The 19,982-nt window shown below is 73.2% G+C and carries 23 protein-coding genes; 18 read left to right on the top strand and 5 right to left on the bottom strand.

Annotated features, from left to right (window positions below; translation table 11 throughout):
* Positions 1-2: 2 nt before the first annotated feature.
* Positions 3-956: an AAA family ATPase gene (locus G408_RS0111290; RefSeq protein ID WP_028771170.1), complete on the bottom strand. Its 954-nt coding sequence runs from the start codon at positions 954-956 to the stop codon at positions 3-5.
* Positions 957-993: 37 nt separating this feature from the next.
* Here G408_RS0111290 and G408_RS14505 point away from each other — a divergent pair, with 37 nt between their 5' ends.
* Positions 994-2,559 (top strand): glycosyltransferase family 39 protein, encoded by a 1,566-nt coding sequence (locus G408_RS14505; RefSeq protein ID WP_051282935.1) that lies wholly within the window; start codon positions 994-996, stop codon positions 2,557-2,559.
* On the opposite strand, the gene G408_RS0111280 is transcribed toward G408_RS14505, so the two are convergent.
* The gene (locus tag G408_RS0111280; RefSeq protein ID WP_028771169.1) at positions 2,544-3,026 is read right to left on the bottom strand and encodes a hypothetical protein; all 483 of its coding nucleotides are present in this window, start codon (positions 3,024-3,026) and stop codon (positions 2,544-2,546) included. The two genes, G408_RS14505 and G408_RS0111280, sit on opposite strands and share 16 nt — an antisense overlap.
* Before the next feature lie 126 nt (positions 3,027-3,152).
* On the opposite strand from G408_RS0111280, the gene G408_RS0111275 reads away from it, so the two are divergent.
* The 14 genes from G408_RS0111275 (at position 3,153) to G408_RS0111210 (ending at position 14,539) form a co-directional block, all read left to right on the top strand.
* Positions 3,153-3,686, top strand: a complete 534-nt coding sequence (locus G408_RS0111275) for a YceD family protein (RefSeq protein WP_028771168.1) — start codon at positions 3,153-3,155, stop codon at positions 3,684-3,686.
* A 3-nt stretch (positions 3,687-3,689) separates the two neighbouring features.
* A complete protein-coding gene (rpmF, locus tag G408_RS0111270) occupies positions 3,690-3,884 on the top strand; it encodes a 50S ribosomal protein L32 (protein ID WP_028771167.1) in 195 nt (64 codons plus the stop codon).
* 169 nt (positions 3,885-4,053) lie between these two features.
* Positions 4,054-5,028: a beta-ketoacyl-ACP synthase III gene (locus G408_RS0111265; protein WP_037413092.1), complete on the top strand. Its 975-nt coding sequence runs from the start codon at positions 4,054-4,056 to the stop codon at positions 5,026-5,028.
* A 7-nt stretch (positions 5,029-5,035) separates the two neighbouring features.
* The gene (locus tag G408_RS14500) at positions 5,036-5,752 is read left to right on the top strand and encodes a BUD32 family EKC/KEOPS complex subunit (RefSeq protein ID WP_051282934.1); all 717 of its coding nucleotides are present in this window, start codon (positions 5,036-5,038) and stop codon (positions 5,750-5,752) included.
* An 85-nt stretch (positions 5,753-5,837) separates the two neighbouring features.
* The gene (gene fabD, locus G408_RS0111255) at positions 5,838-6,779 is read left to right on the top strand and encodes an ACP S-malonyltransferase (RefSeq protein ID WP_028771165.1); all 942 of its coding nucleotides are present in this window, start codon (positions 5,838-5,840) and stop codon (positions 6,777-6,779) included.
* 59 nt (positions 6,780-6,838) lie between these two features.
* Complete coding sequence (gene fabG / locus G408_RS0111250) at positions 6,839-7,582, top strand: 3-oxoacyl-ACP reductase FabG (protein ID WP_028771164.1); 744 nt, start codon at positions 6,839-6,841, stop codon at positions 7,580-7,582.
* 110 nt (positions 7,583-7,692) lie between these two features.
* Positions 7,693-7,932: an acyl carrier protein gene (gene acpP / locus G408_RS0111245; RefSeq protein ID WP_028771163.1), complete on the top strand. Its 240-nt coding sequence runs from the start codon at positions 7,693-7,695 to the stop codon at positions 7,930-7,932.
* A gap of 94 nt (positions 7,933-8,026) precedes the next feature.
* Positions 8,027-9,265 carry a beta-ketoacyl-ACP synthase II gene (fabF, locus tag G408_RS0111240; RefSeq protein WP_084628245.1) on the top strand — a complete coding sequence of 413 codons (1,239 nt, stop codon included), beginning with the start codon at positions 8,027-8,029 and terminating at the stop codon, positions 9,263-9,265.
* Between the two features lie 19 nt (positions 9,266-9,284).
* Positions 9,285-10,679 carry an aminodeoxychorismate synthase component I gene (locus G408_RS0111235; RefSeq protein ID WP_028771161.1) on the top strand — a complete coding sequence of 465 codons (1,395 nt, stop codon included), beginning with the start codon at positions 9,285-9,287 and terminating at the stop codon, positions 10,677-10,679.
* The gene (pabC, locus tag G408_RS14495; RefSeq protein ID WP_169719236.1) at positions 10,672-11,502 is read left to right on the top strand and encodes an aminodeoxychorismate lyase; all 831 of its coding nucleotides are present in this window, start codon (positions 10,672-10,674) and stop codon (positions 11,500-11,502) included. Before G408_RS0111235 ends, pabC begins: the two co-directional genes overlap by 8 nt.
* Positions 11,502-12,536, top strand: a complete 1,035-nt coding sequence (gene mltG, locus G408_RS0111225; RefSeq protein WP_051282932.1) for an endolytic transglycosylase MltG — start codon at positions 11,502-11,504, stop codon at positions 12,534-12,536. The genes pabC and mltG overlap by 1 nt, the downstream gene beginning before the upstream one ends.
* Before the next feature lies 1 nt (position 12,537).
* A complete protein-coding gene (gene tmk / locus G408_RS0111220) occupies positions 12,538-13,194 on the top strand; it encodes a dTMP kinase (protein WP_051282931.1) in 657 nt (218 codons plus the stop codon).
* On the top strand, positions 13,194-14,186 hold the full coding sequence (holB, locus tag G408_RS0111215; protein ID WP_028771158.1) for a DNA polymerase III subunit delta': 993 nt from the start codon (positions 13,194-13,196) through the stop codon (positions 14,184-14,186). Before tmk ends, holB begins: the two co-directional genes overlap by 1 nt.
* Positions 14,186-14,539, top strand: a complete 354-nt coding sequence (locus G408_RS0111210) for a PilZ domain-containing protein (protein WP_028771157.1) — start codon at positions 14,186-14,188, stop codon at positions 14,537-14,539. The genes holB and G408_RS0111210 overlap by 1 nt, the downstream gene beginning before the upstream one ends.
* A gap of 27 nt (positions 14,540-14,566) precedes the next feature.
* Here G408_RS0111210 and G408_RS14490 read toward each other — a convergent pair whose 3' ends face one another.
* From G408_RS14490 to G408_RS0111195, 3 genes are all read right to left on the bottom strand, one after another.
* Positions 14,567-14,965, bottom strand: coding sequence for a putative signal transducing protein (locus G408_RS14490; protein ID WP_051282930.1), 399 nt, complete (start codon positions 14,963-14,965; stop codon positions 14,567-14,569).
* The gene (tesB, locus tag G408_RS0111200; RefSeq protein WP_037413090.1) at positions 14,965-15,837 is read right to left on the bottom strand and encodes an acyl-CoA thioesterase II; all 873 of its coding nucleotides are present in this window, start codon (positions 15,835-15,837) and stop codon (positions 14,965-14,967) included. Before tesB ends, G408_RS14490 begins: the two co-directional genes overlap by 1 nt.
* Positions 15,838-15,955: 118 nt before the next feature.
* Positions 15,956-16,531 carry an N-acetylmuramoyl-L-alanine amidase gene (locus G408_RS0111195; protein WP_028771155.1) on the bottom strand — a complete coding sequence of 192 codons (576 nt, stop codon included), beginning with the start codon at positions 16,529-16,531 and terminating at the stop codon, positions 15,956-15,958.
* Between the two features lie 61 nt (positions 16,532-16,592).
* Between G408_RS0111195 and G408_RS0111190 the strand changes: the two genes are divergently transcribed.
* The 3 genes from G408_RS0111190 to G408_RS0111180 are packed head-to-tail and all read left to right on the top strand — an operon-like array spanning position 16,593 to position 19,975.
* The gene (locus G408_RS0111190) at positions 16,593-17,141 is read left to right on the top strand and encodes an alpha/beta hydrolase (protein WP_028771154.1); all 549 of its coding nucleotides are present in this window, start codon (positions 16,593-16,595) and stop codon (positions 17,139-17,141) included.
* On the top strand, positions 17,141-19,315 hold the full coding sequence (gene rlmKL, locus G408_RS0111185; protein WP_028771153.1) for a bifunctional 23S rRNA (guanine(2069)-N(7))-methyltransferase RlmK/23S rRNA (guanine(2445)-N(2))-methyltransferase RlmL: 2,175 nt from the start codon (positions 17,141-17,143) through the stop codon (positions 19,313-19,315). Before G408_RS0111190 ends, rlmKL begins: the two co-directional genes overlap by 1 nt.
* Before the next feature lie 60 nt (positions 19,316-19,375).
* Entirely contained in the window at positions 19,376-19,975 is a 600-nt protein-coding gene (locus G408_RS0111180; RefSeq protein WP_156890141.1) for a class I SAM-dependent methyltransferase, read from the top strand.
* Positions 19,976-19,982: the final 7 nt, after the last annotated feature.

Here is a 19,982-nt window from a genome sequence, read left to right as displayed (position 1 = left end):
GCTCAGTCGACCTTCACCGCCCCCAGGATGGCGGCGGCCAGCGCATCGCGGCCCGTGCCCTCGGCATCGGCCACCAGGCGGTGCGCCGCCACCGGCACGAACAGGGCCTGCACGTCCTCGGGCAGCACATGGGCGCGGCCGAGCAGCAGGGCATGGGCGCGGGCGCCGCGCAGCAGGGCGAGGCCGGCACGCGGCGAGAGGCCCACGCGCACGCCGGGGTGGCGGCGGCTCTCGGCCAGCAGGGCCTGCACGTAGTCGAGCAGGGCCTCGCTGGCGTGCACGCCGTCCACCGCCTTCTGCAGGGCCAGCACGTCCTCGGCGCCGAGCCGCGGCAGTGTCTCGTTGATCATCAGCCGGCGGTCGCGGCCGGCCAGCATGGCGCGCTCCGCCGCGGCATCCGGATAGCCCATGGAGAGCCGCAGCAGGAAGCGGTCGAGCTGCGAATCGGGCAGGGGGAAGGTGCCGGAGAGATCGACCGGGTTCTGGGTGGCGATGACGAAGAAGGGGGCGGGCAGGCGGTGCGAGACGCCGTCCACGCTCACCTGGTGCTCGGCCATGGCCTCCAGCAGCGCGCTCTGGGTGCGCGGCGGGGCGCGGTTGATCTCGTCGGCCAGCAGCAGCTGGGTGAACACCGGGCCGGGGTGGAAGCGGAAGCCGCGCTCGCCCTGGTCGTAGACCGAAACCCCGAGGATGTCGGAGGGCAGCAGGTCGGCGGTGAACTGCATGCGCTGGAACTCGAGGCCGAGGGTGGCGGCGAGGGCCCGCGCCAGCGTGGTCTTGCCGAGGCCGGGCAGGTCCTCCACCAGCAGGTGGCCGCCGGCGAGCAGGGCGGTGAAGGCGAGCCGCACCTCGCGCGGCTTGCCGAGCACCAGGGCATTCACCTGCCCGATCGCGGCGTGCAGGGCCTCGAGGGCGTCGGCAGGTAGGATGGCGGCCGATTTCGGGGGGGCGTGCATGGGGATCGCGGAGACGGCGAGAGGAGACGAGTCTGGCATGGCGCCAGCGGCGCTGCGCGTGAAGTTCCTGCTGGCCTGGGGGGGACTGCTGCTGGCCAAACTGCTGCTGGCCGCCACGCTGCCGCTGTTCGGCGACGAGGCCTTCTACGCCTGGGAGGCGCGGCATCCGGCCTGGGCCTATTCCGACCTCCCCGGGGGCATTGCAGCGACCATCGCGCTCGGCATGGCGGCCCTCGGCGAACATCCGCTCGGGCTTCGCCTGCCCACGCTGCTGCTCGGGGCCGCCCTGCCCTGGCTGGTGTGGCGCATGGCGCGGCGAATCGGCGGCGAGGCACAGGCCTGGCGTGCCGCGCTCTGGAGCCTGCCCCTGCCGCTGCTGGTGCCGATGGGCCTGCTCGCCCTGCCCGATGCCCTGCTCACCTTCGCCGGCCTGCTGGCGGCCGATGCGATGCTCGCCCTGCTCGCCCATCGCGAGAGGGCGATTCCGACGTGCCATTTCGTTCAGCTCGCCTTCGCCCTGGGGCTGGGGGCGCTGGCCCACTACCGCTTTCTGCCCCTCCTCGTGGCCGGGGCGCTGGGCGTCCTGGCCGCCGGAGGCTGGGGCCTGCGCCGCGAGCCCCGCCTCTGGCTGGCGCTGGCCGCCGGCGCGCTGGCCTGGTGGCCGCTCCTGCACTACAACCTCGGCGCCGAGGCCGCCGGGCTGCGCTTCCATCTGCTCGACCGCCATCCCTGGCAGTTCCAGGCCCGGGGCCTTGCCCAGCCCCTGCTACAGGCCATCATCACCACGCCGCTGCTCTATGGCCTGCTGGCCCTCGCCCTGTGGCGGGGCTGGCGCCGCCCGGCAGTGCCCGGCGCCCGTTTCCTCGCCGTCGCGGGCGGCGTGCTCTGGCTGTTCTATGCCGCCTTCGCCCCCTTCGTCGACCGCGCCCGATTCTCGCTGCACTGGCCGCTGCCGGCCTATCTGCTGGCGGCGGTGCTGCTGCCCGGAATGCTCGACGAAGCCCGGTACCGCTTCGCCCGCCGGCTCGCACCCTGGGCGGCCGGGCTCGCCGCCGCCGGCACGCTGGCGATGCTGGCGGCCCTGGCGGTGCCGGCCAGTCCGACGCTCACCGCGCGCACCGCGGGCACGGCGCTCTACCCGGACAATTTCGCCGGCTGGCCCGAACTCACCGCGGCGCTGGCCCCGCGGGTGGCGCCGGGCGACGCGGTGGTGGCCGACCACTTCATGCCGGCGGCCCAGCTCGCCTTCGGCCTGCGGCGGCGCGAGGTCTTCGTGCTCGATCACTGGAACAACCACAAGCACGGCCGGGCCGCGCAGCTCGCCGCCTGGGGCTATGACGAGGCCGGCATCGCCGCCCTCGCCCCGGGGCGCCGGGCCTGGCTGGTGTTCGAGGTGGAGGAAACCCCGGAGCGCGAGCGCGAACCGTGGCTGCGCCGCGCCTGCCGCTGGTTCGAGGCCCTCGAGCCGGTGGCGGAGGTGCCGGGCCCTGGCGCTGGCAAGCGCTTCTGGATCTACCGCGGCATCCGCGGCGAGGCCGGGGAAGCCGGGGCGGCCTGCACGATCCGGCCGATCGCTGCCGGGGCCGTTCAGTCCGCGTCCTGACGGCGCAGGGCGGGGGGCTCGCGGCGCGCGGCCTCCTGCGCGGCCCCGGTGGCCTCGGTGAGTGCCGCCCCGGCGTCCTCGAGGGCTGCCAGTTCGCCGGCCAGGCGTGCCTGCACCCGGCGCAGGGCCGCGAGCGCGGCCTCGAGTTCGGCCGGTGTGGCGGCAAGCCCGCGGGCCTGCAGCCACAGCCGGTGCTGCAGCAGGTCGCGTTTGGCCTCGCGCACCAGCGGCTGGCCGTCGAGGGCGCGCTGCGCGCCGTTGCCAAGATCGCCGGCGAGGCGGCCCACCGCGCCTTTCCAGGCGTCCATGCGCTGCCCGGCGGTCTCCAGCAGGCCCTGTACCGCATCGGCCAGGTCCAGCACCTCCTTCAGCCGGCGCTCGTGACGGCGGCGCGCGCGGGCGCGCAGCAGCAGGAAGGCGAAGGCGAGGCCGGCCGCGGCCAGCAGGGCGAGGAGCAGGGAGGGCATCCGGGGCACCGGCAGGGGAACCCGGCCAGTGTGCCGCCGCATGCCGCATCGCGCCAAGGCGCGGCTGAATGGCGCCGGGGTGGCGGGTTTGACAGGGGGAGGGGGGCTGGCTACCCTAGCGCGCTTATGTCCGCGACCTCGCTTTCCGTGGTGGACGCCTGGAGGATGGTTTCCTCGCGGCGTGTCTTCACCGGCCGCGTCCCGCTGTCCGCCTTCGCCCGGCTTGCCGGCCTGCTGGCGGATGCCGAGGGAGAGTGCCGCTACGAGATCGAGTTCGGCCGGGATCCGTCCGGGCAGGCCACCGTCGATCTGGTGGCCGAGGCCGAGCTCCCGCTGGCCTGCCAGCGCACGCTCGAGCGCTTCCTCCTGCCGGTATCGGTGCGCCAGCGGCTCGGGCTGCTGGCCGACGAATCGGAGGAGGGCGCCCTGCCGCCCGGCATGGAGCCCGCGCTGGTGGGGCCGGAGGGTGCCTTGCATCCCCTGGACCTGGTCGAGGACGAACTGATCCTCGCGGTGCCGGCTTTCCCGGTGAAGCCCGGCAGCACCGAGGTCGAGGCGGTCTGGAACGACCCCGCGGCCGCGGTGGAAGACGAACACCCCGGAACCCATCCTTTCGCCGCGCTCGCCGCGCTGAAAGGCCGCAAGACCCTCGGAGATTGACCCATGGCCGTCCAGAAATCCCGCGTCACCCCCTCCCGTCGTGGCCAGCGCCGCTCGCACGATGCGCTCACCGCCAAGCAGCTCTCGACCGACCCGACCAGCGGCGAGACCCACCTGCGCCACCACGTCACGGCCGACGGCTTCTACCGCGGCAAGAAGGTCATCGACACCAGGTCGAAGATCGCCGACGCCGAGTGACCGGCGTGCCCGGCGCCACGCGCCGGGCGTCCGGATGGCGTGCGCGGGGCTTGCCAAGGCCCGCTCCGCGGCCCACCCTACGATGACGCGGCGGTAGCAACCGCCGCGTTTCGTTTTTCGAAGCGCCCATACGCCCGCGAACGGGTGGGCGCACCGGAGCCCCAGAGTAATGACCGTTTATTCGCGCATCGCCGGTACTGGCAGCTACCTGCCGGAAAAGATCCTCACCAATGCCGACCTCGAGAAGATGGTCGAGACCTCGGACCAGTGGATCCGCGAGCGCACCGGCATCCAGCAGCGCCATATCGCCGCCGAGGGGCAGACCACGGTGGACCTCGCCGAGCAGGCCGCCCGGCGGGCGATGGAAGCGGCGGGCGTCACGGCCGACCAGCTCGACCTGATCGTGCTCGGCACCACCACGCCCGACATCGTCTTCCCGAGCTCGGCCTGCCTGCTGCAGGCCCGGCTCGGCGCCAACGGCTGCCCGGCCTTCGACGTCAACGCCGCCTGCTCGGGCTTCATTTTCGCCCTCACCACTGCCGACAAGTTCATCCGCAGCGGTGCGGCGAAGACCGCGCTGGTGGTGGGGGCCGAGACGCTGACCCGCATGCTCGACTGGAGCGACCGCAACACCTGCGTGCTGTTCGGTGACGGCGCCGGCGCGGTGGTGCTGAAGGCCGATGCCGAGACCGGCATCCTCAGCACCCATCTGCATGCCGATGGCGGCAAGAAGGAACTGCTGTACAACCCGGTGGGGGTGTCGGCCGGCTTCCGGGAAGGCGAGAAGAATGCCGGCCTGCGGGTGCTGATGGCGGGCAGCGAGGTCTTCAAGCATGCGGTGAAGGCGCTCGACAGCGTGGTCGACGAGGCGCTCGAGGCCAATGGCGTCGACAGGCACCAGCTCGACTGGCTGATTCCGCACCAGGCCAACCTGCGCATCATCGAGGCCACGGCGAAGCGCCTCGAGATGCCGATGGACCGCGTGGTGCTCACCGTGCACAAGCACGGCAACACCTCGGCGGCCTCGGTGCCGCTGGCGCTCGACGAGGCGGTGCGCTCGGGCCGGGTGCAGCGCGGCCAGCTGGTGCTGATGGAGGCCTTCGGCGGCGGCTTCACCTGGGGCTCGGCCCTGATGCGCTACTGAGGCGGCGATGGCATCCACGGCCCGCGTCCGGCGCGAGCCCCTCGCCGGCGGGGGCTGGGCCTGGCGCAAGACCTTCGGCCCCACTCAGCGGGCCGCCGCCCGCTCCCTGCTTCGGATCTTCGCCGGCTGGCGCCACCTGCCGGCGCTCGCGGCTCCGGCGGCGCAGAGCGCCGAGCAGGCCTGCGCCACCGAGTACTCGATGATCGGGCGGCTCGCCGCGCTCGGGGCCCGGGTGCCGGCCATCCTCGAGCGTGGCGAACGGGAACTGGTGCTGGAGGACCTCGGTCCCACCCTGTCCTCGGCCCTGCACTCGCCGCAGGCCGAGGAGCGCCATGCCGCCCTGCGCGCGGGGTTCCGGGCGCTCGCCGCCCTGCATGCCGCTGGAGGGCATGCCAGCCAGGCCTTTGCCCGTAACCTCACCTGGGACGGCCAGCGGGTGGGCTTCATCGATCTTGAGGAAGATCCCGGCACGGTGATGCCGCTGGTGGCGGCGCAGGCCCGCGACCTGCTGCTCTACGTGCAGTCCTGTGCCCGCGCCTTCGAGGGCGAGGAGGAGCAGTTCCGCGCAGCCCTGGACGAGGCCCTCGCCCTCGAGCCGGCGCCGGTGCGCTGTGAGGCCCAGCGCACCGCCCGGGCCCTGGCCCTGCCGGCGGCGCTGGCCCTGCGGCTGGGCGGCGATGCCCGGCGGGCCGCCCTCGGTCTCCATTGGCTGGCGCAGGCCTGAGCGTTGGCATACGCCCGGGTACAGACGCTTTTCCCGGGCCGCCCGTATGATGCGCGCCTCGAGTGTTCAGAGCCGGAGTGGCGTGATGGCGCAAGCGTTGGCGTTCGTATTCCCGGGGCAGGGCTCGCAGGCCCTGGGAATGGTGGGGGAACTGGCGGCCCGGGATGCCGGGGTGCGCGCCACCTTCGACGAAGCCAGCGAGGGGGCCGGCGTGGATCTCTGGGCGCTGTCGCAGGAAGGCCCGGAGGAGCGGCTCAACCAGACCGAATTCACCCAGCCGGCCCTCCTGGCCGCCTCGGTGGCCCTCTGGCGCCTGTGGCTGGCCGCGGGCGGCCCGCGCCCGGTGGCCCTGGCCGGCCACAGCCTGGGCGAGTACAGCGCCCTCGTTGCCGCCGATGCCATCCCCCTTGGCGATGCCGCGAGGCTGGTGCGCCTGCGCGGCCAGCTGATGCAGGCCGCGGTGCCGGCGGGTACTGGCGCCATGGTGGCGGTGCTGGGCGCCGAGGATGCCGTGGTCGAGGCGGCCTGCGCCGAGGCGGCGCAGGGCGAGGTGGTGGTGCCGGCCAACTACAACACGCCGGGGCAGGTGGTGATCGGCGGCCATGCCGCCGCCGTGGAGCGTGCCGTGGCCCTGCTCGCCGAGCGTGGCGTGCGCAAGACGGTCAGGCTGGCGGTATCGGTGCCCTCGCACACCCCGCTGATGCGCCGGGCCGCCGACGAGCTCGCCGAGGCGATGCGCGCGGTGGCCTGGCGCACGCCGGCGCTGCCGGTGCTGCGCAATGTCGATGCCGGGCTGCATTCCGACGTCGAGGCGCTGGTCGATGCGCTCGTGCGCCAGCTCTACTGCCCGGTGCAGTGGACCCGCTGCGTGCAGGCCCTGGCCGCGCGCGGCGTGGGCCGGCTCGCCGAATGCGGGCCGGGCAAGGCCCTCGCCGGCATGGCCAAGCGCATCGACAGGGCCCTCGAGGCGAAGGCACTCGGCACGCCCGCCGAGTTCGATGCCGCGCTGGCCGAGTGGTCGGCCTGAGCCGCGTCCGTCGCCCCTCGTTCTCCGAACTTCCGTCCGTCTCCCTGTCTTCTCACACCATGGCCAACGATCTGCAAGGTGAAATCGCCCTCGTCACCGGCGCCAGCCGCGGCATCGGCGCCGCGATCGCCGACACCCTCGCCGCCCGCGGCGCGACGGTCGTCGGCACTGCCACCAGCGAGGCCGGGGCCGCGGCCATCGGCGAGCGGCTCCGGGCCCACGGCGGCCAGGGGCGGGTGCTCGACGTGACCGATGGTGCCGCCATCGAGGCCCTGGTCGAAGCCATCAGCCGCGAGCTGGGAGCGATCAGCATCCTGGTGAACAACGCCGGCATCACCCGCGACACCCTGCTCATGCGCATGAAGGACGAGGACTGGCAGGCCATCCTCGACACCAACCTGAGCTCGGTGTTCCGCACCAGCAAGGCGGTGATGCGCGGCATGATGAAGGCGCGCAAGGGGCGCATCATCAACATCGCCTCGGTCATCGGCGTCACCGGCAATGCCGGGCAGGCCAATTACGCGGCGGCCAAGGCCGGCATCATCGGTTTTTCGAAGTCGATGGCCCGCGAGATCGGCTCGCGCGGCATCACCGTGAACGTGGTGGCCCCGGGCTTCATCGAGACCGACATGACCCGCGACCTGCCGGAGGAGGCGAAGGCGAAGATGCTGGCCGACATCGCCCTCGGACGGCTTGGTCGCCCGCAGGACATCGCCGAGGCGGTGGCCTTCCTCGCCAGCCCGGCCGCCGCCTACATCACCGGCGAGACCCTGCATGTCAACGGCGGCATGCACATGGCATAGAATCCGGCCTGCAAGGCTGAACACCGCGGTTCCGATGCAAAGACGCGCACGGATCCCGGCCCCGATTCCAAGCGTCTGAAACGTCGTATACCCGGGAGGGAAGACAACCCATGAGCACCATCGAAGAGCGCGTCAAGAAGATCGTCGTCGAACAGCTGGGCGTGAAGGAGGAGGACGTCACCAACTCGGCCTCCTTCGTCGACGACCTCGGCGCCGACTCGCTCGACACCGTCGAGCTGGTGATGGCCCTCGAGGAGGAGTTCGAGTGCGAGATCCCCGACGAGGAAGCCGAGAAGATCACCTCGGTCCAGCAGGCGATCGACTACATCAAGGCGCACGTCAAGGCCTGAACCCGGCGTCGCCCCGCGCCGCGCCCTTCCGGGCGCGGCGTTCGTTTGTCGGCGGCGGCCTGCCGCCGGCCCCCCGTTCCGTGGAGCCATCGCAATGAGCCAGCGTCGCGTCGTCGTCACCGGCATGGGCATCGTCTCGCCCGTGGGCAATACCCTCGCCAGCGCGTGGGACAACATCCGCAACGGCCGCTCCGGCATCGGGCGCATCACCCATTTCGATCCGTCCGCCTACGCCGCGCAGATCGCCGGCGAGGTGCGCGACTTCGACGTCAAGGCGATCCTGCCGCCGAAGGACGCGAAGAAGATGGACATCTTCATCCACTACGGGCTGGCGGCCTCCTTCCAGGCCATCGAGGATGCCGGCCTCGAGATCACCGAGGCCAATGCCGAGCGCATCGGCGCGCTGATCGGCTCGGGCATCGGCGGCGTGCGCGGCATCGAGGAGACCGCGATCGACCTGCATACCGGCGGGCCGCGCAAGGTCTCGCCCTTCTACGTGCCCAGCACCATCATCAACATGCTTCCGGGCCAGCTCTCGCTGATCAAGGGGCTGAAAGGGCCGAACTTCTCCGCCGTCTCGGCCTGCGCCACGGCGAACCACAGCATCGGCATGGCCATGCGCATGATCCAGCACGGCGATGCCGACGTGATGGTGGCGGGCGGCGCCGAGCATGGCTGCACCCCGACCTCGGTGGGCGGCTTCTGCTCGATGCGCGCGCTCTCCACCCGCAACGACGACCCGACCCGCGCCTCGCGCCCCTGGGACAAGGACCGCGACGGCTTCGTGCTCGGCGACGGCGCCGGTATCCTGGTGCTCGAGGAATACGAGCATGCGAAGGCCCGCGGGGCGCGCATCTACTGCGAGCTCGCCGGCTTCGGCGCCAGCTCGGACGCCTTCCACATGACCGCGCCCAGCGAGGGCGGCGAGGGCCCGGCGCGCTGCATGGCCGCCGCGCTGAGGGATGCCAGGGCGAACGCCACCGAGGTGCAGTACCTCAATGCCCACGGCACCTCCACGCCGCTCGGCGACGTGGCGGAAACCCTCGCCGTGAAGCGCGCCTTCGGCGACCACGCCTACCGGATGATGGTGAGCTCCACGAAGTCGATGACCGGCCACCTGCTCGGCGCGGCCGGCGGCGTCGAGGCGATCTTCTCGATCATGGCGCTGGTCGACGGGGTGGTGCCGCCCACGATCAACCTCGACCAGCCCGGCGAGGGCTGCGATCTCGACTACGTGCCGAACGTGGCGCGCGAGGCCACGCTCGACCTCGTCATGTCGAACGGCTTCGGCTTCGGCGGTACCAACGCCAGCCTGGTGTTCCGCCGCCTCTGAGAGCCGCGCCTTCCGCCCCGTGCCGATCGCCGCGCTTCCCGCAGGCCCCGACCTGCTCGCCCTGAAGCGCGCCTTCCCGCAGCGCTATCCGGTGCTGCTGGAATCGGCGGCCCGCGGCGGCAAGGCGCGCTGGGACCTGCTGCTGGCCGGCACGGGCGAAGGCCTGTTCCTCGGCAGCGATGGCCTGACCCGGCGCCAGGACGGCACGGTGCTGCCGGGGCGTTTCCTCGAGGCCCTGGATGCCGCGCAGGCGGCCCTGCGGCAATCGTCGGCCGGTGCCGGGCCGGTGCAGGGGGCGGGCCCGGGCGAGCCTGACCTGCCGCCCTTCCGCGGCGGCTGGGCGCTCTACTTCGGCTACGAACTCGCCGCGCAGGTGGAGCCGACGCTGCGCCTGCCGGCGTTCCGCGGCGGCCTGCCGCTGGCGGCGGCCCTGCGTTGCCCGGCGGCCCTGGCGTTGGACCGGAGCAGCGGCCGGGCCTATGCCGTGGCCGAGGCGGCTGCCGAGCCCTGGCTCGAACGGCTCCGGGCCGACGTGGCGGCCATGCCCGGGGCAGCGCTGCCGCCCCTGCCCGCGCTGCCGGCCTTCACCCTCGAGGAAGAGCCGCCCGGGCGCTTCCTCGCCGGCGTGGAGCGCATCCATGCCTACCTGCGCGCCGGCGATGTGTTCCAGGTGAACCTCTCGCGCGGCTGGCAGGCCCGCTTCGCCGCTCCCCCCGATCCGGCGGCGCTCCATGCCGCCCTGCGCCAGCACAATCCCGCTCCCTTCGCCGGCCTGTTCTCGCTGCCCGGCGGCAGCGTGGTGAGTTCCTCGCCCGAGCGCCTGCTCTCGCTGCGCGGCGGGCTGGCCGAAACCCGCCCGATCGCCGGCACCCGCCCGCGCTTTCCCGGCGATGACGAGGCGGCGCGCATCCGCGAGCTCGTGGGCCATCCGAAGGAGCGGGCCGAGCACATCATGCTGATCGACCTCGAGCGCAACGATCTGGGCCGGGTGTGCCGGCCGGGCAGCGTGCGGGTGGACGAGCTGATGGCGGTGGAGAGCTATGCCCACGTGCACCACATCGTCTCCAATGTCTCCGGCCGGCTGCGCGAGGGCGTGACGCCGGGGCAGGCCATCGCCGCGGTGTTCCCGGGCGGCACCATCACCGGCTGCCCCAAGGTGCGCTGCATGCAGATCATCGCCGAGCTGGAGGGCGAGGGCCGCGGCCCCTACACCGGGGCCATGGGCTGGCTGGATGCGGGCGGCGACCTCGACCTCAACATCCTGATCCGCACGCTCTGGGTGGAGGGCGAACGCCTCGGTTTCCGCGCCGGCGCCGGCATCGTGGTGGACTCCGATGCCGGGCGCGAACTGCGCGAGACCCGGGCCAAGGCCCGCGGCCTGCTGCGCGCTCTCGGGGTGGACGATGGTGGCTGAGGCCTTGGGACTCGTGGGGCTGTGGCGGGGCGGCGAACGCCTGCCGGCGCTCGACCCGGCCGACCGGGGCCTTGCGTATGGCGATGGCCTGTTCGAGACCCTGCGCGCCTGCCGCGGCCGGCTGCCGTGGTGGCCGCGGCACCGGGCGCGGCTGGCGGCAGGGGCGGCCCGCCTCGGCCTGCCGCTGCCGGACGAGGCCGTGCTCGACCAGGCGCTGGCCGAAGGCCTGGCCCGGGCGCCCGAGGGCGTGATCAAGCTGGTGCTCACCCGGGGCAGCGGTGGCCGCGGCTACCTGCCGCCGGCGGCCCCCCAGCCCCTGCTGGCCTGCTTCACCGCGCCGCTGCCGCCGCCCCCGGAAGCACCGCTCGTGGTCGACCTGCTCGAGCTGCGCCTCGCCCGCCAGCCGGCGCTCGCCGGCCTCAAGCACCTCAACCGGCTGGAGCAGGTGCTGGGCGCCCGGGAGGCGGCCCAGCGCGGGCTGGATGAAGGCCTGATGGCCGACGAGGCCGGGCAGCTGGTCTGCGCCACCCGCGGCAATGTGTTCGTGCGGCTGGACGGGGCCTGGCTCACCCCGCCGGTGGACCGGGCCGGAGTGGCCGGCATCGCCCGCGGCCTGCTGCTGGAGCGCTGGCCGGCGCTGGCCGAGGCGCCGCTCGCGCTGGCCGACCTCGCCCGCGCCGAGGCGCTTTTCCTCGCCAATGCCGTGCGGGGTATCCTGCCGGTCGGTCGCTGCGGCGGGCGGGTGCTGTCCAGCGAGTCGCCGGGCCTCGCCGAGGCCCGCGCCGTGCTGGCGGCCTCCCATCCTGGCTTTTCTGGTTCCTGATGCGTCTTCCCCGGCTCCGTTCCCTGTTCCGTGCCGCCCTCACGGCCCTCGCCCTGCTGCTCGTGCTGGGCGCCGGGCTCGCCTTCTACGCCCAGCAGCGCCTCGAGGCCTTCGCCGCCCGCCCGGTAGTGGGCCCGGAGGGGGCCACCCTGGTGGTGCCGCGCGGGGCCTCTTTCGCGCAGATCCTCGCCGCCCTGCGGGGCGCCGGCATCGAGGCCGGGCACGACCTCGAGTGGAAGGCCCTGGCCTGGCGCTGCGATGCCCTGCGCCGGCTCAAGGCCGGCGAGTACGCGCTGGCGCCGAATGCCAGCCCCGAGGCGGTGCTGCGGCAGATGGTGGAGGGGCGGGTGATCACCTACCGCTTCACCCTGGTGGAGGGCTGGTCGATGCGCGAGCTGCGCGCCGCCATCGCCCGCGACCCGGTGCTGGTGGACGACATCGCCGGCCTCGACGATGCCGCCCTGATGGCGGAACTCGGCCGCGCGGGCGTTCCGGCCGAGGGGCGCTTCCTGCCCGAGACCTACCTGTTCACCCGGGGCGATCGGGCCAGCCGCCTGCTGGGCCGCGCCGCCGACGCCATGGACCGCGCGCTGGCCGAGGCCTGGGAAGGTCGCGAGGACGGCCTGCCGATCCGCTCGCCGGAGGAACTGCTGGTGCTGGCCTCGATCATCGAGAAGGAAACCGGCAAGGCCGAGGAGCGCCCGGAGATCGCCGGGGTATTCGTGCGCCGCCTGCGCCTCGGCATGCGCCTGCAGACCGATCCCACGGTGATCTACGGCCTTGGCGAGGCCTTCGACGGCAACCTGCGGCGCCGCGACCTCGAGACCGACACGCCCTTCAACACCTACACCCGCCACGGCCTGCCGCCGACGCCGATCGCCATGCCGGGGCGGGCGGCGCTGGAGGCCGCGGCCCGCCCGCTGCCCGGCGACACCCTGTACTTCGTCTCGCGCGGCGACGGCAGCCATGTGTTCTCGCGTACCTATGACGAGCACCGCGCCGCGGTGCGCCGCTACCAGCTGGGGGGGCGCTGAGATGGCGGGCGCGGCAAGCACCGGGCGCGGCCTGCTGATCAGCCTCGAGGGCGGGGAGGGGGCCGGCAAGACCACCGTGCTCGGGGCCCTGCGCGAACGCCTGGAGGCCCACGGCCACCGCGTGGTACAGACCCGCGAGCCGGGCGGCACGCCGGCCGGCGAGGCGATCCGCGCCCTGCTGCTCGATCCGGCGCAGGCGCTCAGTGCCAGCGCCGAGCTGCTGCTGATGTTCGCCTCCCGCGCCCAGCTCGTGGAGACCGTGGTGGAACCGGCGCTGGCCCGTGGCGAGACGGTGCTGGCCGACCGCTTCACCGATGCCAGCTTCGCCTACCAGGGCGGCGGCCGCGGCCTGCCGATGGCCCTGGTGGCCGAGCTGGAGCGCAGCTTCGTGCGCCGCCAGCCCGACTTCACCCTGCTGCTGGATCTCGACGTGGCCGCCGGCCTCGCCCGGGCCCGGGCCCGCGGCGGCCCGGCCGACCGCATCGAGCAGGAGCAGGCCGGCTTCTTCGAGCGGGTGCGCGCCGCCTACCGGGCGCGCGCCGCCGCCCAGCCGGAACGCTTCGCCGTGGTCGATGCCGCCCAGCCGGTGGAGGCCGTGGTGCGCGATGCCTGTGCCGCGCTGGACGCCTTCCTGGCCCGCCGCGGGGAGGGGGGCTGATGGAGGCCCGTCCGCTCGCCCCCTGGCAGCAGCAGCGGCTGGACGCCGCGCTGGCGGCCTGGCGTGCCGGCCGCCTGGGGCATGCGCAGCTGCTCTGCGGCCCGGAGGCCATCGGCAAGCGCGCCGTGGCCGAGGCCCTCACGGCACGCCTGCTCTGCGAGGCCGCGCCGGCCCTGCCGGCCTGCGGTGAGTGCCGCAGCTGCCGGCTGCTGGCGGCCGGCAGCCACCCGGATTTCCGCCTCGTCACTTTCGAAGTGAACGAGAACACCGACAAGCTGCGCCGCGAGCTGGTGGTGGAGCAGGTGCGCGCGCTCAGCGGCTCGATGCAGATGACGGCCCAGCGCGGCGGTGCCCAGGTGGTGCTGATCGATCCGGCCGATGCGCTCAACACCGCGGCGGCCAATGCCCTGCTCAAGACCCTGGAGGAGCCGGCGCCGAACCGCTTCCTGCTGCTGCTCAGCGCCGAGCCGCAGCGCCTGCCGGCCACCATCCGCAGCCGCTGCCAGCGCCTCGAGCTCGCACTGCCGCCGCGGGCGGAGGCCCTGGCCTGGCTCGAGGCCGGGGGACATGCGCCCGCCCGCGCCGCCGAGGCCCTGGAGGCCGCCGCGGGCCACCCGGGCCTGGCCGATGCCTGGCTGCGCGGCGGCGGGCTCGCCCTGCGCGAGGCCACCCTGAAGGAATGGGCGGCGGTGGCGCGTGGCATCGCCTCTCCACTGACCACGGGCCAGCACTGGTTCGCCGAGCCCGAGACCGCGCCCCTGCGCCTGCGCTTCGTGGCCGATGCCACGCTGGCGCTGGCCCGCGCCGCCGCCGGTGCCCCGGCACCGCTCGGATTGACCCCGCCCGGTGATCTCGACAAGCTTGCGCGGTGGTTCGATTCACTCAACCGCCTGCGCCAGCAGCTCGCCGCGCCCCTGCGCCATGAGCTGGCGCTGGCCGGCCTGCTGGCCGAGTGGCGGGCCTTGATGGCAACGACGGAGACGCGACGATGATCGGAGCCGGTGGTGCCCGCCAGGGCATCCTCTCGCTGGCGCTGAAAGACAAGGCCCAGCTGCATGCCGCCTACATGAGCTTCCTGCGCGGCGGCGGCCTGTTCGTCCCCACCAGCAAGCGCTACCAGATCGGCGACGAGGTGTTCCTGCTGCTCACCCTGATGGACAGCAACGAGCGCCTGCCGGTGGCCGGCAAGGTGGTGTGGATCACGCCCACCGGCGCGCAGGGCGGCCGGGCCGCCGGTATCGGCGTGCAGTTTGCCGAGACGCCGGAGGCCGAGACGGTGAAAGGCAAGATCGAGACCCATCTCGCCGGCATCCTCGATTCGGACAAGCCCACCGCCACGATGTGAGCTGCGGTGCCCCGCGCCGCCAGGCCCTCAGGCGCCGAGCAGGCCGCGGAACTGGAACACCAGGAGCGAGAGCGCGATCAGCGCCAGCAACAGGGTGCGCAGGCGGCCCGGGGTCCAGAAGCGTTCCTGGCTGCCGTTCCGGGCGCGGAACCGCAGGTCGTCGGGGAGGTAGCTCTCGCGCTGCCCCGGCGCCATCAGCCCGGCCTCGCGCAGCAGGCGGCGGGCTTCCGGCAGGTCGCTGTTGTGCACCACGTAGAGCACCGCGGCCTTCGCCGATTCCGGATCATCGCGGTAGCTGAACTGGCGCCGCCGTGCCCCCTTGTAGGAGCGGCCGTTCTGGATGCTGGTCTCGATGCCGGCCTCGCCGAGCAGGCGCGCCGCGCCCTCGACCTGCTCCACCCGCAGCGAGCGGTAGACCTCGCGCATCAGGCCTCTCCACCGACGATGCGGATCATGCCTTCCTGCGCCGTGCTCGCCACCAGCCGGCCGTCGCGGGTGTAGATGCCGCCCCGGGCCAGTCCGCGCGAGCCCTGGGCAGTGGGGCTGTCGAGGGCGTAGAGCAGCCACTCGTCGGCGCGGAAGGGGCGGTGGAACCACATGGCATGGTCGATCGAGGCCATCTGCACGCGCGGGTCGTAGTAGCTGATGCCATGCGGCAGGGTGGCGGTGCCGAGCAGGTGGAAGTCGGAGGCATAGGCCAGCAGGGCGCGGTGCAGCAGCGGGGTGTCTTCCACCCGGTCGATCAGGCGGAACCAGACCTGCTGGTAGGGCGGGCGCTTGGCCGGCTTCAGTTCGTCGCGCGGGTAGACCGGGCGCACCTCGAAGGGCACCTGGCGCGAGAGCCAGCGCTGCATCATCGGCGGCAGCTTGGCCAGCACCTCGGGCGCGGGGCGGGCCAGGGGCTCGAGGTCCTCCGGGTCGGGCACCTCGGGCTTGTTGATCTGGTGCTCGGCGCCGGCTTCCTCGAGGTGGAAGGAGCTGGCGAAGACGCAGATCGGCTGGCCGTGCTGGATGGCGGTGACCCGCCGGGTGCTGAAGCTGCGGCCGTCGCGGGTGCGGTCCACCGAGTAGACGATCGGCGCCTCGATGTCGCCGGGGCGCAGGAAGTAGGCGTGCAGCGAATGGACGTGGCGGGCCGGATCCACCGTGGCCTGCGCGGCGGCGAGGGCCTGGCCCATCACCTGCCCGCCGAACACGAACTTGGTGCCGATGTCGCGGCTCTGGCCGCGGTAGAGGTTGTCCTCGAGGCGTTCCAGCCTCAGGAGCTCGACGAGTTCGGCAACGACGGGATGGGTCATGCGGGAATGAAGCGGCAACGGCGCTGGGGGCGCTGCGCACGGAAAAGTTAAGGGGGCGGAAGTATAGCGAGGGGGGGCCGGGGGCCGGCGCATGGCCTGCGTGGCCCCCGGCCGGGGGTCAGGGGCGCAGCCGCTCCAGCCCGCAGGCGGCCAGTACCCGTTCCCAGGGAAACAGCGGGCCTGGATCGCGCTTGCGCCACACCGATTTCGCGGGATCGTCGCTGGCCTCGACGCGGGCGGTATCGAGGTCTTCGTGGCCGGCGATGAAGCGCAGGGCCGGGAACTGCCGGCGCAGGTGGGCGAGCAGGGTCAGCAGGGCCTCGATCTGTGCTTCGGTGTAGGGCTCGGTCATGGCCTGGTGGCGGCTGTCGTACCAGTGCGGGTAGCGCCCGGTGTTCACGATCTCGACGCCGATCGAACGCGCGTTCCAGCCGCGCACGTGGTGGGCGGTGCGCTCCGGCTCGACATAGCAGACGAGCGTGCCGTCACGGTCGAGGTAGTAGTGCCCGCAGGCGCCGGTGCCACTCTCCGCGTAGAGCACACGCTCGCCGAAGGCCCGGGCGCTTTCCAGCGTCGGCGTTTCGGTGCAGTGCATGACCACGAGGTCGATGCCGGCGGGATCGCGCTGCGGCAGGCGTTCGAGATAGGGCACCGGCTGGTAGTGCGCGCCAGGGGCGAGGACGGGCGGGGGCATGTCCGGATGCTAGCATCGCGGCCCCCGGCGGCCCTCCCGCCGCCCCACCCGGAGCGACCGCATGGCCCGAGGCCACGTCATCCTCTCCCATGGCCTCGAGAGCGGCCCCGAGGCCACCAAGGTCTCGGCCCTGGCCCGCGTGGCCGAGGCGCTCGGCTGGACCCACGAGCGCCCGGATTACCGCGATCTCGACGCCCGCGGCCGGCTGGGCGACGTGGGGGCGCGGATCGAGCGCCTGCACGGGCGCGCCCTGGCGGTGAAAGGCCCGCTGGTGCTGGCCGGCTCCAGCATGGGCGCCTTCATCTCCGGCGAAGTGGCGGCCAGGCTGGCCGGCGAGGCCGGGGCAGGGCCCGAGCTCGCCGGGCTGTTCCTGATGGCGCCTCCCGTGGCGCTCGCGGGTTGGCCGCGGCCCCTGCAGGCCCCCGCCGGCCTGCCCCTGCTGGTGGTGCATGGCTGGGAGGACGAGCTGATCCCGGCGCGCGCAGTGGTCGAGTGGTGCGCGCCGTGCCGCGCCGAGCTGCGGCTGGTGGACGACAGGCATCGGCTCGAGGCGCACGTGGACTATAGCGCCGGCGTCTTTGCCGAACTGCTGCGGCGGGTGGCCCCCTGATGCGCTATTTCGTGCCCTGCAGCCGAGGCCTTGAGTACCTGCTGGCCGAGGAGCTGCTCGCACTCGGTGCCACCCGGGCCAATGCAGCCCCGTCCGGGGTGAATGCCGAGGGCGAGGCCGAGAGCCTGCTGCGCGTGGCGCTCTGGTCGCGCTTCGCAAGCCGCGCCCTGTGGCCGCTGCTCGAGTTCGACTGCATGGGCGAGGACGATCTCTACGCTGCCGTGCATGCCATCGACTGGCGCGGGCATCTCGCGCCCGAGGGCACGCTGGCCGTCTCCGCCCATGTCTCCGGCCCCGGCATCACCCATGCCCGCTTCGCCGCACAGCGGGTGAAGGATGCGATCGTCGACCGCCTGCGCTTCGACACCGGCATCCGCCCTTCGGTGGATCTCGATGCCCCCGACCTGCGCCTCGATCTCGTGGTACGCAAGGGACGGGCCGTGCTCGCGGTCGATCTCGCAGGCCCGCTGCACCGCCGTGGCTGGCGGCAGGGGCAGGGCGAGGCCCCGCTGAAGGAGACCCTGGCCTGCGCGGTACTGGCCCGGGCCGGCTGGACCCGCGAGGCGCTGGCGGCTGCCGAGGCCATGGGCACGCCGCTTTCCCTGCTCGATCCGATGTGCGGCAGCGGCACTCTGCTGGTGGAAGGCGCCCTGATCGCCGCCGACACCGCCCCCGGGCTGCTGCGCCACGGAGAGGCGCCGCCCACCCGCTGGCGCGGTTTCGATCTTCCGGCGTGGCAGCGTCTCGTCGACGAGGCCCGGGTGCGCGACCGGCGCGCCAGCCTGGCGCCGCGCTTCTTCGGCATCGACCTCGATCCGCGCATCGTCCAGCAGGCACGGCGCAATGCCGAGGCCGCCGGAGTGCTCGAGGCCATCGATTTTTGCAGCGGTGACATTGCCGACCTGCGACGCCCCTGCGAGGGGTCGGGCATCGTCGCCTGCAATCCGCCCTATGACGAGCGGCTGGCTGCCGACGAGGCCCTCTATGCCCGTCTTGGCGAGGCCCTGCAGCGGGCGGTGCCCGAGTGGCGCGGCGCCCTGCTCTGCGGCAGCGAGGCCCTGGCCCGCGCCACCCGGTTGCGGGCGCGCAAGCGCTACGCCCTGCGCAATGGCGCCCTGGACTGCACGCTGCTCGCCTGTGAGACCTTCGCGCCGCCATCCCAGGCCGCGGATGAGGCGCGCCCCCTGTCGGAGGGGGCGCAGATGGTGGCCAACCGCCTGCGCAAGACCCTTAAGCATTCGGCGCGCTGGCGCGAGCGCGAGGGCATCACCTGCTTCCGCGCCTACGATGCCGACCTGCCGGAGTACGCCGCGGCGGTCGATGTCTACGCCGAGGATGGCGGCGAGGCGCGCACTTTCCTGCACGTGCAGGAGTACGCGCCGCCCGCCAGCGTGGCCGAGCACGACGCGCGGCGCCGTTTCGGCGAACTGCTTGCCGCCCTGCGCGAGGTGTTCCAGGTGCCGAAGGATCGCATCGCCATCAAGACCCGCGCCCGCGGCAAGGGGGGCAGCAAGTACGGGCGCATGGACGAGCGGCAGCAGGCTTTCATCGTCCGCGAGGGCGCGGTGCGGCTCGAGGTGAACCTGTTCGACTACCTCGATACCGGCCTGTTCCTCGACCACCGCCCGCTGCGGCTGCGCATCGCCTCGGAAGCAAAGGGCCTGCGCTTCCTCAACCTGTTCTGCTACACCGGCGCAGCCACCGTGCATGCCGCCGTGGGCGGCGCTATCAGCACCACCTCGGTGGACTTGAGCTCCACCTATCTCGAGTGGGCGGGACGCAACATGGCGCTGAACGGCCAGACAGGCCCGCAGCACCGCTACGTCAAGGCCGACGCCATGGCTTGGCTGCGCGCCGACCGGGCCGAATACGACCTGATCTTCTGCGACCCGCCGACCTTCTCGAACAGCAAGGACAAGGCCGACTTCGACGTGCAGAAGCACCACGTCGACCTTCTGGGAGCGGCGATGCGCCGCCTGGCCCCCGGGGGCGTGCTGCTGTTCTCGAACAATTTCCGCCGCTTCCGGCCCGATCTCGAGACCATTGCGAAGTTCGCCGAGATCGAGGAGATCAGCCCGGCCACCATCGATCCCGATTTCGAGCGCAACCCGCGCATTCACCGGGCCTGGGTGCTGTACCGGGGGCGGCCCCGGGACCGGGCCGGGCAGGCGTAACGCCCGCGGAACGCGATTCAGGGCATGCTCTTGGCCCCCCGTTCTGGACGCCTGTCTCGCATGTCGCCATTCACGCTCGAAGACCGACAGGGCCGCTGGGCCTTCTTCCGCCAGTGGCTGAAGAACCCGCTGGGCGTGGCCGCGGTCTCGCCCTCCAGCCCGCAGCTCGCGCGGCAGATGATCGCCGCCCTGCCCGCCGGGGCGCGGCGCCTGATCGAGCTCGGCGGCGGTACCGGCGCCATCACCGAGCAGCTGCTGGCCCATGGCATCGCTCCGGCCGACCTGCTCGTCCTCGAACTCAACGAGGCCCTGCACCAGACCCTGCGCCAGCGCTTCCCGGAAGTGCGGGTGGAACTCGGCGATGCCGCGCAGGTGCGGGAACTGGCCACCCGCAGCGGCTTTCTCGCCGCCGGCCCGGCCGATGCCGTGGTCTCCGGGCTCGGCCTGCTCACCATGCCGCGCAGCCTGCAGCAGCGGATCATGGCCGAGTCCTTCGCCTGCCTGCGCCCCGGGGGCCGGTTCGTGCAGTTCACCTACGGGCCGGCCAGCCCCGTGGCCCGCGAGGTGCTCGACGCCCTGGGGCTGGTGGCGCGCCGCGCCAGCTTCACCTGGTGGAACGTGCCGCCGGCGACGGTCTACGTCTACGAGCGGTCGCAGTGAGCGGCGG

It is taken from the genome of Silanimonas lenta DSM 16282 (genome assembly GCF_000429065.1).
GTDB classification, from domain to species: domain Bacteria; phylum Pseudomonadota; class Gammaproteobacteria; order Xanthomonadales; family Xanthomonadaceae; genus Silanimonas; species Silanimonas lenta.
The sequence above is the reverse complement of the archived record's forward strand: the minus strand, read 5'-3'. Positions and strand labels throughout refer to the sequence as shown.